Source organism: Paraburkholderia sp. A1RI-2L (assembly GCF_048957375.1).
GTDB lineage: Bacteria > Pseudomonadota > Gammaproteobacteria > Burkholderiales > Burkholderiaceae > Paraburkholderia.
Window position 1 is genome coordinate 825707 of record NZ_JARBTA010000001.1, and the last position, 15028, is coordinate 840734.

Annotated in this window: 12 protein-coding genes; 5 read left to right on the plus strand and 7 right to left on the minus strand. The window is 68.2% G+C overall.

Annotated elements, in window-relative coordinates; translation table 11 throughout:
* The first annotated feature begins 74 nt into the window (after positions 1 to 74).
* Positions 75 to 731: a hypothetical protein gene (locus PWP93_RS03930; RefSeq protein WP_421043533.1), complete on the plus strand. Its 657-nt coding sequence runs from the start codon at positions 75 to 77 to the stop codon at positions 729 to 731.
* A 63-nt stretch (positions 732 to 794) separates the two neighbouring features.
* On the opposite strand, the gene PWP93_RS03935 is transcribed toward PWP93_RS03930, so the two are convergent.
* Entirely contained in the window at positions 795 to 1664 is an 870-nt protein-coding gene (locus tag PWP93_RS03935) for a LysR substrate-binding domain-containing protein (RefSeq protein WP_421043534.1), read from the minus strand.
* A 205-nt stretch (positions 1665 to 1869) separates the two neighbouring features.
* Here PWP93_RS03935 and PWP93_RS03940 point away from each other — a divergent pair, with 205 nt between their 5' ends.
* Together PWP93_RS03940 and PWP93_RS03945 are read left to right on the plus strand one after the other, a co-directional pair.
* Complete coding sequence (locus PWP93_RS03940; RefSeq protein ID WP_421043535.1) at positions 1870 to 2940, plus strand: helix-turn-helix transcriptional regulator; 1071 nt, start codon at positions 1870 to 1872, stop codon at positions 2938 to 2940.
* Complete coding sequence (locus tag PWP93_RS03945; RefSeq protein ID WP_421024260.1) at positions 2937 to 4895, plus strand: DUF3857 domain-containing transglutaminase family protein; 1959 nt, start codon at positions 2937 to 2939, stop codon at positions 4893 to 4895. Before PWP93_RS03940 ends, PWP93_RS03945 begins: the two co-directional genes overlap by 4 nt.
* Here PWP93_RS03945 and PWP93_RS03950 read toward each other — a convergent pair.
* The 5 genes from PWP93_RS03950 to glgC all read right to left on the minus strand — a co-directional run bounded on the left by PWP93_RS03950 (position 4892) and on the right by glgC (position 10586).
* Positions 4892 to 6025 (minus strand): branched-chain amino acid ABC transporter substrate-binding protein, encoded by a 1134-nt coding sequence (locus tag PWP93_RS03950; protein WP_421045003.1) that lies wholly within the window; start codon positions 6023 to 6025, stop codon positions 4892 to 4894. The two genes, PWP93_RS03945 and PWP93_RS03950, sit on opposite strands and share 4 nt — an antisense overlap.
* A 200-nt stretch (positions 6026 to 6225) precedes the next feature.
* Positions 6226 to 6687, minus strand: coding sequence for a hypothetical protein (locus PWP93_RS03955; protein ID WP_421043536.1), 462 nt, complete (start codon positions 6685 to 6687; stop codon positions 6226 to 6228).
* 62 nt (positions 6688 to 6749) lie between these two features.
* Positions 6750 to 7625 carry a pyridoxal kinase PdxY gene (gene pdxY / locus PWP93_RS03960; RefSeq protein WP_421043537.1) on the minus strand — a complete coding sequence of 292 codons (876 nt, stop codon included), beginning with the start codon at positions 7623 to 7625 and terminating at the stop codon, positions 6750 to 6752.
* Positions 7626 to 7784: 159 nt separating this feature from the next.
* On the minus strand, positions 7785 to 9245 hold the full coding sequence (glgA, locus tag PWP93_RS03965) for a glycogen synthase GlgA (protein WP_421043538.1): 1461 nt from the start codon (positions 9243 to 9245) through the stop codon (positions 7785 to 7787).
* 69 nt (positions 9246 to 9314) lie between these two features.
* Positions 9315 to 10586 carry a glucose-1-phosphate adenylyltransferase gene (gene glgC, locus PWP93_RS03970; RefSeq protein ID WP_421043539.1) on the minus strand — a complete coding sequence of 424 codons (1272 nt, stop codon included), beginning with the start codon at positions 10584 to 10586 and terminating at the stop codon, positions 9315 to 9317.
* A 276-nt stretch (positions 10587 to 10862) separates the two neighbouring features.
* Between glgC and PWP93_RS03975 the strand changes: the two genes are divergently transcribed.
* The gene (locus tag PWP93_RS03975) at positions 10863 to 11954 is read left to right on the plus strand and encodes an alpha/beta fold hydrolase (RefSeq protein ID WP_421043540.1); all 1092 of its coding nucleotides are present in this window, start codon (positions 10863 to 10865) and stop codon (positions 11952 to 11954) included.
* A gap of 25 nt (positions 11955 to 11979) precedes the next feature.
* Here PWP93_RS03975 and PWP93_RS03980 read toward each other — a convergent pair whose 3' ends face one another.
* Entirely contained in the window at positions 11980 to 12975 is a 996-nt protein-coding gene (locus PWP93_RS03980) for an LLM class flavin-dependent oxidoreductase (RefSeq protein WP_421043541.1), read from the minus strand.
* A gap of 726 nt (positions 12976 to 13701) precedes the next feature.
* Here PWP93_RS03980 and hpnI point away from each other — a divergent pair.
* A complete protein-coding gene (hpnI, locus tag PWP93_RS03985) occupies positions 13702 to 15009 on the plus strand; it encodes a bacteriohopanetetrol glucosamine biosynthesis glycosyltransferase HpnI (RefSeq protein WP_421043542.1) in 1308 nt (435 codons plus the stop codon).
* The last annotated feature ends 19 nt before the right edge of the window (positions 15010 to 15028 follow it).

The window sequence follows — 15028 nt, forward strand, 5'->3', positions numbered from 1 at the left end:
GTCCTCCCTTGCGATGCGGCTAACCTTCAGGCATCGGCCAGGCTTGCACGGCCCACGAGGGAGGACCTCCGCAAATGGAAGATTCCAGCGCAACGCTCATGCCCACGTGGCGCGCGAACCTCGCGCTGCTCACGCGCGAAGTGGGCGCGGTCACGCGGCTCGCGCGGATGATGACGTTTTCGGCGAGCCACATGAAGCTGATTGCTTCGGGGCAGCGCGATTTCAGCGCGGAGTTCGTGCGCGGCATCGAGGCTGTCACCGGCTTGCCCGAAGGCTGGATGGACGAGCGGCACGGCGCCGCCGAGGTGCCCCAGGAGGCGCGCGACGCGATCGCCGACGAAACGCCGCGCGCGCGCTTTCGAGGCACCGCGCATCCGGTGCGCAAGGCGCCCGTGCTGCGCACCGAGCCGATCTTCGGCCATGGCGCGGACGCCCGGCGCGCGCAGGGCACGGCTGCCCAGGACGCGCAACGGCGCCTCGCGGGCACGCGCAAGATTCGCGAGTTGGCCGCGCAGGACGTGCGCAAGCTCGAACGGCACCTGAGCATGCTGCCGGTGGAGCCGGAGGCGTTGCGCGCGCGCATCGAAGACGTAATTGCCCATGCCGAGCACGACGAGCGCTCGCGCGCCGATCTCGAAGGCCGGCTCGAACAGATCGAGAAGCACCGCGAGTTGCTTTTGCGCCACATCACGCGCCTTCATGCGCTGCTTACGCGCTCGATCGACGACTGATTCCGGCGGCCGCAATCAGGGCCGCTACCGGGGCCGCGACGCCGCGCCAGGCGGCGCAACGCCTCAGACCCGCAGTTCGGCGAGAATCTGCTCGGCGAGAAAATCGCAGGTAGGCCGGTTCGAGCGGGCGCTGCGCGCGAGCACCACTTCGAGTTCGGGCAAGGCCGGCAGACCATGCTGCCGGCCCAGCGTGAGGAAGGTTTCGGGCACCGCGCAGCGCGCGAGCGGCGCGACCGCGAGGCCCGCCGCGACCATGCTGCACAGCCCCATCAGGCTCGGACTTTCATAGGACGTGCGATAGGCGATGTTTTCGCGTTCGAGCGCGGCAATCGCGTTCGAACGCGCGACGCTGCCCGCGCTGAAGAGCGCGATGGGCAGGGGGCGCTCGCGCCAGACCTCCCGGCCGATGGCCGCGCTCGCCTGAGCAGGCGGCCCGGCCCAGACCATCGGCTCGAAGCGGATGAATTCGCCGGCGAGTTCGCGCGTGCCCGTCACGCAGGCCAGATCGATCTTGTTGTCCTTCACGAGCGGCGCGAGCGCGCTGCTCGGCAGCCCGACCACCTGAATCTCCACTTTCGGCCAGTTCGCCGAGAACTTGCGCAGCACCGGCGGCAGCAGCGACGACGCATAGTCGTCGGGCATGCCGATCGACACGCGGCCCGTGACTTCGGGGTGTGCGAGCGAGGCCCACGCTTCGTCGCGCAGCGCGAGCATGCGCCGCGCGTAGGCGATCAGCGTGTGGCCGTCGGGCGTGGGCGTGACGTTGCGCGGCGCGCGAGTGAAGAGCGGCTTGCCGAGCGTGTCTTCCAGCGCGCGGATCTGCATGGAGAGTGCGGCCTGCGAACGGTGCACGAGCGCCGCGCCGCGCACGAAGCTGCCGGCGTCGGCCACGGCCACCACCATCGCAAGGACATCGAAATCGAGGGTCTTCATGGGTACGGGATGCGCGTCATGGGCAACGCTGCATCAGTAAAACTGATTGGAACATTCAATATAACGCGTTTGCCTGAACGTTGCGACGCTCGCAGGCAGGGCTGGACGATCCGGGGCCGGCCGTCTTTTCGATGTGCTGCAACCGATGTGCAGCGACCGATGTGCTACAACGAAAGCCGAACTCCATCGTCCAGCTGAGGCCGACATGTCCGTTCTCGCCGCCCGTCTGCAACGCGCCCTCGCGCAACGCACGCGCGAGGGCGCGGCGCGCCCGCCGCTCGTGCGCAGGCTCGCGTCCGGGCCCGGCTGGCAGGCCGACGACGTCGTCTGCACGTTCGGCCCCGCCGACCGGCCCTATGAGGAGCGCCACGCGAGCGCGTGCCTCGCGATCGTCGCGGCCGGGTCGTTCGGCTACCGCTGCGGTGCGGGCAAGGCCGGCCGTGGGCGCGGCCCGGAACTGATGACGCCCGGCGCGATCATGCTGGGCGAGCCGGGCGCGTGCTTCGAATGCGGCCACCGCCATGGCGCGGGCGACCGCTGCATCTCATTTCATTTCGATCCGGACTGGCTCGACGAGCAGGCCGCCGCAGCGGGCCTCGTGCCTCGCGCGCGGCGCTGGAGCGCGCTGCGCGTGCCGCCGCTGCGCGCGCTCGCGCCACTGGTTGCGCGCGCCTGCGCGAACGTCGAGGCGCTGGAGCGCGGGGCCGCAGCGCCCGCCGCGTGGGATGAGCTGGCGATTGCGCTGGCGGTGGCGACCTTGCGCGTGAGCGCGGGCAGCAAGGACATGCACGGGCCGGACCCGGTGCAAGCGAGCGCGACGTCGACGACCGGAGCGGGGCCATCGGCGGCCGCGGCCGCACGCGTGGCCGCGACGCTGCGTCTGATTGAAGAGGCGCCCGATTCGCCGCACACGCTCGCGAGCCTCGCGGCGGCGGCGGGCGTGAGCGAGTTCTACTTCCTGCGGACCTTTTCGGCGGTGGCGGGCGTGACGCCGCATCAATACCTGCTGCGCTCGCGTTTGCGCGCGGCCGCGCTGCGGCTGTGCGACGGGGAGGGTGGCGAGAAGATCGTCGACATTGCACTGGAGAGCGGCTTCAACGATCTGTCCAACTTCAACGCGGCGTTTCGCGCGGAGTTCGGCGCGAGCCCGCGAGCGTGGCGTGACGCGATGCGCGCCCGCGAACTCGCGGCGACGTCCTGGCCGCGCGCGGCGAGCGCGACGCCCGCACCCAACGCGACGGCCACGACGAACGCAGCGGCGACGCGCGTGCCATGAGCGCCGCGCGCGCAAGGGCCGGTGCATTCGCGCTTGCATGGGCGCTGGCGTTCGCCTGGCCGCGCGCGCAGGCGCAGGTGCAGCCGCAGCCGCCTTCCGGAGCGCAGACACGAGCGCAGGCGCCCGAGGATTCCCTGGATCTCGCCGATTCGCCGCCCGCCACGCTCGAACGCGATGTCCACGAATTCGTCGTGCAGCGCGACGGCTCGATCGAGGAGCACGACGACTCGACGATGCGCGCCGACACCACGGCCGGCGTCGATGCCGTCGCGCAGCGCTACGTCTGGTTCAATAAGGATATCGAAACGATCACTGCGCTCTCGGCGTACACCATCGACCCCGACGGCACCCTGCGCGAAGTGGCGCCAGGCGCGATCCGCGACGTTCAGGAGCCGCGCTCGGCGGGCGCGCCGACCTTCCAGGACGGCGTGCTGCGCACCGTGATCTTTCCGGGCGTGCAGCCGGGTTCGCGCGTGCGCCTCGTCTGGACCAAGCGCCGCGCCAGGGCGCTGCGAGCCGGCATGTTCTCGTACTTCGCCGAGCCGCCGGGCGAGCCGGTCGAGCTTCAGCGCCTCGTCTTCGATCTGCCGGCGGACTTGCCGCTTCATGTCGATGCACGCGGTTATGAGGCGCTCGCGCCCGTGACCGAGAACGGCCGCACGCGCTACGCCTTCGAGTATCACCATGGCCCTTACGCGCCGCTGGAGCCGGGCGCCGTGGCCCGCGTGAACTGGGGCGCGCGCCTGATGGTGACGACCTTGCCCGACTACGCAGCCTTTGCCGCGCGCTACCGCGATGCAGCTGCCGATCCGACCGCGACCGATCCGTCCATCGCGGCCTTCGCGCAAACGCTCACGGCGGGGCTGGCGGATCCGCGCGAGAGGGCCGCGCGCATCTACGACTGGATGCGCCTGAATATCCGCTACGTGGCGCTTTTTCTGGGCGAGACCGCAGCGGCCCCGCACCGCGCGGTCGACATCCTGCGCGCGCGCTACGGCGACTGCAAGGACCACGTCGCGCTGTTCACCGCATTGCTCGCGGCGGTGGGCATTCGCGCCGAAGCGGCGCTGCTGAACCTCGGCCCCGTCTATGCGCTGCCATCGGTGCCGGGCTACGGCGTGGAGGCGATCGATCATGTGATCGCGTGGCTGCCCGACCTGGGCGTGTTCGCCGATACCTCGTCGGGCGGCGTGGCGTTCGGCTATTTGCCGGCGGGCGTGCTGGATCGCCCGGCGCTGCTCGTCGACGACGGCGTGCTCGTGCGCACGCCCGCCACGCAGCCACGCGAGCGCACGGCGCGGCTCGAAATCGACGCGGGAGCCGATGGCGGCGCTGCGTACCGCTATCGCGTGGAGGACACGGGCGCGGGTGCGGAACTCGAGCGCAACACGCTGCGCCGCGCGACGCGTCGCCAGGCGCGGGAGATCGCTTTGCAGCGGCTGCGCCAGGCTGGCTTGACGGGCACCGCGCAGGTTTCGACGAGTGCGCTCGGCGCGACGCAGGGGCCGTTCGCCGTCACGGTCGCCGGCACGCTCGACCATGTCGTCTGGCGCGATGGCACGACGGCGCTGCCTGCCTTGAGCAGCTTACCGGGCGGCATCGCCTCGCAGCTCGACGCGTGGCTCGCGGTGCCGCAGCGCACGCAGCCGTGGGCCTGTGTGGGCGGCGATTTCGAGGAGCACGCGCAAATCGTGTTGCCCGCGTTCGCGCGCGTGACCGACTGGCCGCACGACATGTCGGCGAGTGCGGACGCGGATGGCGCCCGGCTCGACTACGCGTCGCACTACGTGTTCGATCCGGCGTCGCGCACGGTGCAGATTTCGCGCAGGCTTGCCGCGCATTTCGGGCGGCAGATGTGCTCGCCGGATCAGTTCGCGCAGATGCACGATGCGCTCGTGCGCATGCAGCGCGATACGCGTGCGCAGATCGTCGTGCGTGCTCGGGGCGAGCGTTAGCCGCCGCGCGTGGTCACCGGCACCCACGCACCTTGTTTCAATCGATAGAGCGTTGCAGCGCCGTTCTTGAGCGCGCCTTGATCGTCGAAGACGATGTGGCCCGTGACGCCGTCGAAGGACAGGGTCTTGAGCGCGCCGCGCCAGACCTCGGGATTCGCCGATCTGGCGGCCGCCATCGCGTGAATGGCCGCCCACGCCGCGTCGTAGCCGAACGGCGCATAGGCGAGCACATCGACGCCGAAACGGCTCTTGAACCGTTGCGCGAAGTGCGGGCCGTCGGGCAGTTGCGCGAGCGGGCGGCCATACTCCCACGCGAGCGTGCCTTCGCCCGCCACGCCCGCGAGGCGCACGAAGTCGGGAAGCGCCACGCCGCCGCCGCCCACGAACTGCGCGTTCATGCTGCGCGCCTTCATTTGCCTCACGAGCGCCGCGGCCTCGTGCGCGAGGCCGCCGAAATAGAGCAGGTCGGCGTTGGCGGCCTGGATGCGCGCGAGCTGCGGGCCGAAGTCGACGCTCTCGCCCGGTTTGCCCGATTCGCTCGTCGCGAAGTTGCGCGCGACCACGATGCCGCCGCGCGCTTTCACGGCGCGCTCGAATACGTCGGCTTCGCCCTGGCCGAATGCGCTGCGGTCGTCGAAGATGGCGATGCGCCGCGCCTTGATCTCGTCGACGGCCCATGCGCCCGCCATGCCGGCGGACCGCGCGTCGTTCGCGATCACCGCGAAGGTGTTCGCGAAGCCTTGCGAAGTCAGGGTGGGGTTGGTCGCGGTGGGCGCGATCATGGGGATGCCGGCGCTTTCATAGATGCGCGAGGCCGCGATGGCCGCGCCCGAGTTGAAGTGGCCGATCACCGCCGCCACGTTCTCATCGGCGAGCCGCGCGGCGGCCTGCACGCCGCCGCGCGGGTCGGCGCGATCGTCGATGCTGACGAGCTCGAAGTGCGCGGTTTGATCGCCGATCTTCACGCCTTGCGCGTTGGCGTCGTCGATGGCGAGCTGCGCGCCTTTTTGCAGGTCGCGGCCATAGTCGGCATAGTCGCCGCTCAGTGGCGCGGCGAAGCCAATCCGTATGGTGAGCACGGTGGGCGGCCCGGCCGCAGGTGCGGCGCCCCCGGGCGCCGCGGCGAACATGCTCGAGAGCGCGCCGAGCGTGGCTGCGAGCAGTGCGGCGCGCCGCGACGCACGGGGCAGCGCACCGGATGCGCGAGGTGGCGTGTGGCGCGATCTCATCGTGGCTCCTGGCGCAGCGTTGTTGTTCTATGTGGTTCGGTCGTGCCGCGAGCGTGTCGTGCTTGTGCCGCGTGTCGTGCGCGTGTTGCGGTCTTGCGCGCTCAACGCTGCGCTTGCATTGCAAGCAGCGTTTCTCGCAGGCGCACGAGCGGCGCCATGGTGTCTTCGTTGGCCCAGCCTTCGAGATCGTCGAGCGCGCGGTTGCAGCCGTCGAGCACCACGTCCAGATCGACGGGCACGCCGTTGGCCAGCGCAAGGCGCACGATCGTCTCGAAGCGCTCGCAGTCGTCGTCGCCATAGGCAATGTCGAGATTGTCGGCGATGGTCTGTGCGATGTCGCTGCGCTGGCGGTCTTCTTCGTCGACGAAGTCGATGATGCCGCGCGCCACTTCGGGTGCGTGATAAAGCGCGATGTCGAGCCAGACGGCTGCGTCGAAATCGGCTTCATGGCTTTGCTCTTCGAAGTATTCGATGGCTTCCTGCTCGTGCGTTTCGCCGGCGTCGACGGCAAGGCACAATTGCTCGAAATACTCTTCCTGTTCGCTGCGGATGGGGTGGGACATCGATCGATCTCTTGACTAACGGAGGGCTTGCGGCTCGCATTATAGGCCGCGCGGCCCCGCCCTCAACCCATGTCGATGGCCCACGCGTCGAACCATTCGCGCGGGCGCGCGATCTGGTCCTGCGCCGCGACGATTTCCAGTTCGTAGCGCCCCGCGTCGTAGGTGGCCTTCACGACCGCGTTCACGGCGGCGAGCGTATGCTCGAACGCGGGCCGCAGCGCATCGCCGTTCATCAGGCGCGCGACGAAGATCGCACTCGTAATGTCGCCCACGCCCACGGGCTGGCGCGCGAAGTGATAGAGCGGGCGCTGGCCGAGCCACGCCTCGTGCTCGCTCACGACGAGCATGTTGAAGGTGTCCGCGGGGCTGTTGCGGTCGAGCAAATGCTTGACGAGCACGAGCTTCGGGCCGCGCTCCAACAGTTCGCGACAGGCGTCGACAGCCTCCTCGGCGGTCTCGATCTCGCGCCCGACGAGCCGTTGCAGCTCGCTGTGGTTCGGCATCAGCGCGTCGGCCACCTCGGGCATGTGCCGCACCAGAAACGCCTGAATGCCGGGCTCGACCTTGCAGCCGCTGCCGTCGCCGTTGACCGCGCCCATCACCGGGTCGCAGTAGTAGCGCGCGTGCGGGTTGGCGGCCTTCACGGCGCGCACGACGTCGATCACGGCCTGGGCCTGCTCGGGCGTGCCGAGGTAGCCCGAGAGCACCGCGTCGCAACGCGGCAGCACGCCGATCGCGCCGATGCCCTCGGCAAGATCCACCATCTGCCCAGCATCGATCGCGCTGCCGGTCCAGTGGCCGTATTGCGTGTGGTTCGAGAACTGCACGGTATTGAGCGGCCACACGTTCACGCCGAGCCGCAGCATCGGGAACACAGCGGCGCTGTTGCCCGCATGGCCGAACACGACGTGTGACTGGATGCTCAAAACGTTTTTCATGGGCAGTATCTGGGGGCGAGGTGCGAAAAATCGAGCGGTGCGGCAACGATAACCGAATTCGCCGCGCCCAGTCGATGACCGCGTATGTGCAGTGTTGCGCGCAGCCGTCTCGCGGGTTGCGATCTGGTGTGCGAAGTGTTGTGAGAATTGTGCGTCGCTTCAGGCCAACTCGCGATAGAGCGCCATATAGCGTTGCGCCGACGCGGCCCAGCCGAAGTCCTGATGCATGCCGCGCTCGCGCGTCGCGCGCCAGTCATGGCTGCGCGCATAGAGCGCGAAGGCGCGGCGGATCGCGGCGGCGAGCGCGTCGGGCTCGAAGCGCTCGAACACGAAGCCGGTGGCGAGGCCATCGGCGAGATTTTCCAGCGAGGCGTCGGCGACGGTGTCGGCGAGACCGCCCACGCGATGCACGAGCGGCAGCGCGCCGTAGGCGAGCGCGTAAAGCTGCGTGAGCCCGCACGGCTCGAAGCGCGAAGGCACCACCATGACGTCGGCGCCCGCGACGATCGCGTGCGCGAGCGTCTCGTCGAAGCCGAGCTCGACCGCCACCGCGTCGGGATGCTGGCGCGCCGCGCGCGCGAAGCCCTGTTCGAGGCTCGCATCGCCGGAGCCGAGCACGGCGAGCTGCCCGCCGCGCGCGACGATCTCGGGCACCGCGCCGAGCAGCAGGTCGAGGCCTTTTTGCTCGGTGAGGCGGCTCAATACGGCGAACACGGGCGCGTCTTGCCGCTGCGCGAGCTTCAGCCGCGCTTGCAGCGCCGTCTTGCAGCGCGGCTTGCCGCTCATGTGCGCAGCCGAGTAATGCGCGGCGATGGCGTCGTCGTGGGCGGGATGCCAGATCGTGTAATCGACGCCGTTCAGGATGCCCACCAGATCGTGCGCGCGGCCCTTGAGCAGCGCTTCGAGCCCGCAGCCCTGAGCGACGGTCTGGATCTCGCGCGCGTAAGTCGGGCTCACCGTGGTGATCTTGTCGGCGAAATAGAGGCCTGCTTTCAGAAATGAAAGTTGACCGTAGAACTCCACGCCGTGCATGTCGAAGAAGTCGGCGGGCAGGCCCAGCATGTCGAACTGCTGCGCGGGAAAAATGCCTTGATAGGCGAGGTTGTGAATCGTGAAGACGGTGCGCGTGCCGGCACGCCGGCGTTCGCGCGCGGCGGCGCGCAGGTAAGCGGGGGCGAGCCCCGCGTGCCAGTCGTGCGCGTGCACGATGGCGGGTGTCCAGTCGGGATCGGCATGCTGGGCGAGCTGCGCGGCGGCCCAGCCGAGCAGCGCGAAGCGCTGGGCGTTGTCGCCGTAGGGCACCTGGGCGGCGTCGAGGTACGGGCTGCCCGGGCGGGCGTAGAGCGCGTCGGCGCGAATCATGTAGACGGGCAGGCCGTTGCCCGGCAGATGGCCGAGTTCGAGCGATGCTTCTGGAGCGCCGAACGTGCGCGCGAGGCGCGCGACCGGGCGCAGGTCGGCAAGGCCCGCAGCGACGCTCGCGAAGCCCGGCAGCAGCACGCGCGCATCGGCGCCTTGCTCGATTAGCGCGACGGGCAGGGCGGCCGTGACATCGGCGAGACCGCCGGTTTTCAGCAGCGGGTAGAGTTCGCTGGCTACGTGCAGAACGCGGATCGTCATCGGAATGGGGCCCTTGCAGGCGAGTGACTGTCCAGGGTTGAGGGGGCGCGCGCCTCGCTCTTGTATTGATCAGCCGCCGCGCCTGAGCCTCGCCAGCGCTTCGTCCGTGACCAGCACGACGCCGTTCTCGGTCCGGTAGAAGCGCTCGCCGTCGAGCTTGGGGTCTTCGCCGATCACGGTGCCGTCGGGAATCGCGCAGCCGCGGTCCACCACCACCTTGCGCAGCCGGCAGCTCGCGCCGACCGTCACCTCGGGCAACAAGACTGCCTCGGCAATGTTGCAGAACGACTTCACGACCACATTCGACGAGATCACCGAGCGCGAGATCTGCGAACCCGAGATCACGCTGCCGCCGCACACGATCAGGTTGGTGCCGGAGCCTTGCAGTCCATTCAGGTCGCGCACGAACTTGGCGGGCGGCAATTGCTCCTGATAGGTCCAGATGGGCCAGTTGCGGTCGTAGAGATCGAGGGCGGGAATCGTCGAGGCCAGATCGAGATTGGCGGACCAGTAGGCGTCGATAGTGCCCACGTCGCGCCAGTAGGGCTCGGCGTTCGGATCGGAGGAGACGCACGAGAGGCTGAACGGATGCGCGATCGCATGACCATCGGTGACCACGCGCGGAATGATGTCCTTGCCGAAGTCGTGGTCGGTGGCCGTGCGCGCGATGTTCTCTTCGAGCAGCTTGAACAGATAGGCCGTCTCGAACACGTAGATGCCCATGCTTGCGAGCGCGATGTCGGGGTGGCCCGGCATCGCGGGCGGATCGTCGGGTTTCTCGACGAAGCCGGTGACGCGGCGCGCTTCGTCCACGGCCATCACGCCGAACGCGCGCGCGTCGAGGCGCGCCACCTCGATGCAGCCCACCGTGCAGTCGGCGCCGCTCGCGGCATGGTCGGCCACCATGCGCGTGTAATCCATCTTGTAGATGTGGTCGCCGGCCAGCACGATCACATGCTTGGGCGAGATCGAGCGGATGATGTCGAGATTCTGATAGACGGCGTCGGCTGTGCCCCGATACCAGTGTGCGCCTTCCACGCGCTGCTGCGCGGGCCACAGGTCGACGAACTCGTTGAACTCGCCGCGCAGGAAGCCCCAGCCGCGCTGCAGGTGGCGCAGCAGCGAATGCGCCTTGTACTGAGTGACCACGGCGATGCGGCGGATGCCCGAATTCAGGCAGTTGGAGAGGGCGAAATCGATGATGCGGTATTTGCCGCCGAAGTAGACCGCCGGCTTCACGCGCTTGTTGGTGAGCGGACCGAGACGGGTGCCGCGCCCGCCCGCGAGCACGATCGCGAGCGTGGTGCGCTGCAGATCGTTGAGGCTTGCCGGAGTTGCCATGATCGTCTCCTTGTTGTGCCCCGGGGTATGGCCTGGTTCGTGCGTCTCGGCTCGTGCGCCGGATGCGTGTTGGGACTTCCCGTCGCCGGCGTCGTTTTTGTGACCGCGCATTGACTGTTCTAGCACTGAAAGCCGTCTTGCGCGAATTCCTTGCACAGGGCGGCAACGCATGGCGGCTAGAATCGGGGCATTTTGCGCCCGCCGTAATGGCCCGCGCCCGCCGGGCGCCGAGGCAACAACCCGCGTGAAGTCACGCCACTCTTGACGACATTGCCCATGCTTTCGATATCGAGGCTATACGCCATCGCCGCCTGTTGTGCCGCCGTTTTTCTTGCTGCGTGCACTGCCGGAAGCGGCCCGAATGCGTCTTCCGCCGCCGCATCCACGGCTGCCGTGCCGATCGGGGGTTCCGCCGATGGTCCCGTGTATGGCCCCGAGCTTCAGGGCTTCGACTATCCGCATCCGGTGCGCGAGTTCAGCTTCACGTCGCAAGGGCAGATGCTGCACATGGCCTATATGGACGTGCAGCCGTCCAGGCCCAACGGCCGCATCGTGATCCTGCTGCACGGCAAGAACTTCTGCGCCGCCACATGGGGCGATACGATCACGCGGCTCACCGATGCCGGTTATCGCGTGATCGCGCCGGACCAGATCGGTTTCTGTAAATCGAGCAAGCCGGCGGCTTATCAATTCAGCTTCCAGCAGCTTGCGCGCAATACGCATGCGCTGCTCGTATCGCTGGGCGTGCGGCGCGCGACCGTCATCGGCCATTCGACCGGCGGCATGCTCGCGGTGCGCTACGGGTTGATGTATCCGCGCGAGACGGAGCAACTGGTGCTTGCGAACCCGATCGGGCTCGAGGACTGGAAAGCGAAAGGCGTGCCTTCGCTCTCGGTGGACGACTGGTATGCGCGCGAATTGAAAACGAGCGCCGACGGCATCCGCAACTATGAGCAGTCGACCTATTACGCGGGCCACTGGAGCGCGCGCTACGAGCCGTGGGTGCAGATGCTGGCCGGCATGTACCGGGGGCCGGGCAAGCAGCAGGTTGCGTGGGATTCGGCGCTGCTGTACGACATGATTTACACGCAGCCCGTGATCTACGAATTCGGCCAGTTAAAAGTGCCGACGCTGCTGCTGATTGGCGACAAGGACACGACCGCCATCGGCAAGGATGCCGCGCCGCCCGAAGTGCGTGCTCAGCTCGGGCACTACCCGGCGCTGGCGAGGGCGGCACAGAAGGCCATCCCGAACGCGAAGCTCGTGGAGTTCCCCGAACTCGGCCATGCGCCGCAGATGCAGGACCCCGAGGCGTTTCACGCCGCGCTGCTCAGCGGGCTGGCGGCGCTGCCGGGCCAGCCGCGATAGTCCTTCTCGCCTGGCCCGGCTGGGGTCAACGGGCCTCGGCCATCTCCGCGCGCACCTGCGCGGTGATCTCGAACGAGCGCAGACGTTTTGCGTGATCGTAGATCTGCGCGGTGACGATCAGCTCGTCCGCCTGGGTCTGCTCGATCACCGAGGCGAGTCCCGCACGTAGGCTCGCGCGGTCGCCCACCACCGAGCACGCGAGCGAATGTGCGACGCTCGAAAGCTCGAATTCGTTTGCGGCGATTTGTGCCGCCGGCGGCGGAAGCTGCCCCGGCGTGCCGCGCCGCAGATTCACGAATTGCTGCTGTAGCGAGGTGAACAACATGCGTGCTTCGTCGTCGGTCTCGGCGGCGAACACGTTCACGCCTACCATCGCGTGCGGTTTCGCGAGCGTCGCCGACGCTCGGAACTGCGAGCGATAGACGCGCAGCGCGGCGAGCATCTGGTCGGGCGCGAAGTGCGAGGCGAACGCGAAGGGCAGGCCCATCGCCGCCGCGAGCTGCGCGCCGAACAGGCTCGAGCCGAGGATATAGAGCGGCACGTGCAGGCCCGCGCCCGGCACGGCGCGCACGCGCTGGCCTTCCACAGGATCGGCGAAGAGCCGCTGCAACTCGGCGACGTCGTCGGGGAAGGCAGCGGCGCTCGCGTGCAGGTCGCGGCGCAGCGCGCGCGCTGTGGTCTGGTCGGTGCCGGGCGCGCGCCCGAGCCCCAGGTCGATGCGCCCCGGATAGAGCGCCTCGAGCGTGCCGAACTGCTCGGCGATCAAGAGCGGCGCGTGATTGGGCAGCATGATGCCGCCCGACCCGACGCGAATCGTGCGCGTGCCGCCCGCAACATGGCCGATCACGACGGAGGTGGCGGCGCTGGCGATGCCGGTCATGTTGTGGTGCTCGGCGAGCCAGTAGCGGTGGTAGCCCCAGCGCTCGGCGTGCTGGGCGAGGTCGAGTGTGTTGCGCAGCGCGACGCCGGCGTTCGAGCCGGCAGGCACCGGCGAGAGGTCGAGGACGGAGAAGGGGATCATGGGCGAGTGGCGTTCCGATGTTCATGGAGCGTGCCGCAAGCCTGGCCCCGCGAACGCGCCGGGTGGGCGCTGGGGCGGCTGCAAGGCAGACGCAAGGTCGAGGCATTGTGCCAAAGCGCTCCGGATCCTGCTGACGGCCTCGGGGAATCCATGCGCCTCGCGTGGTTTCCGGTGGGGCTGCCCAGACTCGGCCTGCAAACCCCTGCAACCATTTCTCAATTGAACCGGAATAATTCTTATTTATATTGATATTCGGTTGAGCTCCACTAAATCGCTATTCAATATCGTTAAGAATTTATTTCAATATGCTTACTGATTATTCTTGGGGTAATAAGGCGCTGGAAGCTCGTTGTGGACCACCTGAAATAATTGCCGTCTTTGCAAATATGAGAAGCATTTTTGCGAGAGCGCGGAAGCGGCGTGAGGACGTTGCTGCTACAATTTTTGCCTTTGAATCAGGGTGCGAGCAAGGGTGCAAAAAAGAGCGCCGCGCGCGCCTTTTTCTGGCAGTGCCCGGTCAATTCATCGGTTGATTGGCACGGCGTTTAAAAAATGTAGCCGTCTGTTACGCAGGTGGCGGCCAATATGTCGCGCGGATACGATGCGCGGGTCAATTTTCGTGATTTCCGGGGTAGGGCAAATGTTAGCAGGCGACACGCTCGAGTTGGCCGGCGCGCCGTGTGATTGCGCCGCGGTGCCATGGCGCGGCGCGCGAGGCATCGAGGCATGACTGCAGTGCTGGGTTCTCTGTCCCCGGCGTGGTGGCTTGTGATCGCGCTGTGTTGCGCGGCCACTTTCTACGCGATTTGTGCCGTGCTCAGCATGCCGCGCCTTGGTTCCGCCGCACAAGTGCGCGTGGCGGCCAGGCGCGCCCGGGTCCGCGCGCCGCTGCCGGTGAGTGTGCTCAAGCCGCTGTGTGGCGCAGAGCCCCGTCTCTATGAAAACCTCGTCACCTTTTGCGAGCAGCACCATCCGCGCTATCAATTGATTTTCGGGGTGTCCTCGTCGAAGGATCCCGCCATTGCGGTCGTGCGGCGGCTGCAGGCCGCGTATCCGGCCCACGACATCGCGCTCGTGATCGACTCGCGCGTGCACGGCAGCAACCTGAAGGTGAGCAATCTCATCAATATGGCGGCCCATGCGCGCCATGAGGTGCTGATCGTCGCCGACAGCGACATCGCCGTGGAGCCCGACTATCTCGAGATCGTCACCGCGCCGCTCGCCGACCCGCAAGTGGGCGTGGTGACCTGTCTTTACAGCGCGCGCAGTATCGGCGGCTTCTGGCCGCGCGTGGGCGCGCTGTTCATCAACGAGTGGTTCGCGCCTTCGGTGCGGGTCGCGCATTCCACGGGCTCGCGCGCGTTCGGCTTCGGTGCGACGCTTGCGCTGTCGCGTGGCACGCTCGAGCGCATCGGCGGTTTCGAGTCGCTCAAGGATTGCCTCGCCGACGACTATCAGCTCGCGCGCTTCGCACGCGATCATGGGCTCGACACGGTGCTCGCGCCGGTGCTGGTCGCCACTGACGTGATCGAGCCGACGTTCCGCACGCTATGGCTGCGCGAGACGCGCTGGCTGCGCACGATTCGCTCGGTCAATCCGGCGGGGTTTGCGTCGCTCTTCATCACCTTTACCTCGCCGTGGCTCGTGCTGGGCGCGCTCGCATACTGGCAGCTCGCGGCCAGCGCCGCGATGGCATCCGGGGCCGGCGCAGTGGCGAGGGTCGCGTTGGCCGTGCTCGGCGCGAGCACGGTTAGCGGTATCATCGCGCGGTTGGCCTTGCATGTGCGCGGCAGTGCGAGCCTGCAGGCGTTCTGGCGCGATTTGCCGCTGGTGCCGCTGCGCGATGCGCTCTTGCTGCTGCAATGGCTGGCGGCCGTATTCGGCTCGCACGTGATCTGGCGCGGCGTGCGCGTGCCGGTCGCCAACCCCGACGTCGTGGCCGCGGCCGACATCGGTGCCATGCCGGGTGCGGGCGAAGCGCGCGTGAGCGCGGCGCCGCGCCGGGCGGCCGTCGAGGTGTCGGATGGCCGTTGAGGCCGTGGTTGGGCCCAGC

Excerpts from the sequence above, each read along its gene's own strand:
- PWP93_RS03930 (WP_421043533.1), top strand. The coding sequence starts at position 75 with ATGGAAGATTCCAGCGCAACGCTCATGCCCACGTGGCGCGCGAACCTC.
- PWP93_RS03935 (WP_421043534.1), bottom strand. The coding sequence starts at position 1,664 with ATGAAGACCCTCGATTTCGATGTCCTTGCGATGGTGGTGGCCGTGGCC.
- PWP93_RS03940 (WP_421043535.1), top strand. The coding sequence starts at position 1,870 with ATGTCCGTTCTCGCCGCCCGTCTGCAACGCGCCCTCGCGCAACGCACG.
- PWP93_RS03945 (WP_421024260.1), top strand. The coding sequence starts at position 2,937 with ATGAGCGCCGCGCGCGCAAGGGCCGGTGCATTCGCGCTTGCATGGGCG.
- PWP93_RS03950 (WP_421045003.1), bottom strand. The coding sequence starts at position 6,025 with ATGTTCGCCGCGGCGCCCGGGGGCGCCGCACCTGCGGCCGGGCCGCCC.
- PWP93_RS03955 (WP_421043536.1), bottom strand. The coding sequence starts at position 6,687 with ATGTCCCACCCCATCCGCAGCGAACAGGAAGAGTATTTCGAGCAATTG.
- pdxY (WP_421043537.1), bottom strand. The coding sequence starts at position 7,625 with ATGAAAAACGTTTTGAGCATCCAGTCACACGTCGTGTTCGGCCATGCG.
- glgA (WP_421043538.1), bottom strand. The coding sequence starts at position 9,245 with ATGACGATCCGCGTTCTGCACGTAGCCAGCGAACTCTACCCGCTGCTG.
- glgC (WP_421043539.1), bottom strand. The coding sequence starts at position 10,586 with ATGGCAACTCCGGCAAGCCTCAACGATCTGCAGCGCACCACGCTCGCG.
- PWP93_RS03975 (WP_421043540.1), top strand. The coding sequence starts at position 10,863 with ATGCTTTCGATATCGAGGCTATACGCCATCGCCGCCTGTTGTGCCGCC.
- PWP93_RS03980 (WP_421043541.1), bottom strand. The coding sequence starts at position 12,975 with ATGATCCCCTTCTCCGTCCTCGACCTCTCGCCGGTGCCTGCCGGCTCG.
- hpnI (WP_421043542.1), top strand. The coding sequence starts at position 13,702 with ATGACTGCAGTGCTGGGTTCTCTGTCCCCGGCGTGGTGGCTTGTGATC.